At 69.3% G+C, this 771-nt stretch carries 1 protein-coding gene; it reads right to left on the bottom strand.

What is annotated here, in order from left to right; genetic code table 11:
* Positions 1 to 771 (bottom strand): hypothetical protein (locus ACW5W4_RS18850; RefSeq protein WP_456690410.1); only part of this gene is annotated, 771 nt, incomplete at both ends.

The raw sequence follows: 771 nt of genomic DNA, 5'->3' as shown, positions 1-771 counted from the left end.
TTGAGGGTGTCACCGGCCTGGGCCTCGCCCGGCAGGGTCACTGCCACGTTCACGGGGCCGCTGATCTCGCTGCGGTCGATGGTGCCGTCGTCGTTCTTGTCTTCGGTGATGACCACGGTCGGCGCCGCGGTGGCGGTGGTGTCGCCCATGGTGGCGCTGTCGCTACCTTCCGGCGAGACATTGCCCGCCGCGTCCACCAGGGTGGCGGTCACGGTCAGCGCCTCACCATCGGCCGGACGGTCAAACTCGTAACCCACCTTGCCGGCAAGGATGTCGGCGTCGCTCAGCACCCGGTCAGGCTGGCCGCTCACCTTGAGGGTATCCCCCGCCTGGGCCTCGCCCGGCAGGGTCACCGCCACGTTCACCTGGCCGCTGATCTCGCTGCGGTCGATGGTGCCGTCGTTGTCGGCATCTTCGGTGATGACCACGGTCGGCGCCGCGGTGGCGGTGGTGTCGCCCATGATGGCGCTGTCGCTGCCTTCCGGCGAGACGTTGCCTGCCGCGTCCACCAGGGTGGCGGTTACGGTCAGCGCCGCACCATCGGCCGGACGGTCAAACTCGTAACCCACCTTGCCAGCAAGGATGTCGGCGTCGCTCAGCACCCGGTCGGCCTGGCCGCTCACCTTGAGGGTGTCACCAGCCTGGGCCTCGCCCGGCAGGGTCACTGCCACGTTCACCTGGCCGCTGATCTCGGTGCGGTCGATGGTGCCGTCGTTGTCGGTGTCTTCGGTGATGACCACGGTCGGCGCCGCGGTGGCAGTGGTGTCGCCC

The sequence above is a fragment of the Aeromonas crassostreae genome, assembly GCF_054052445.1.
The sequence above is the reverse complement of the archived record's forward strand: the minus strand, read 5'-3'. Positions and strand labels throughout refer to the sequence as shown.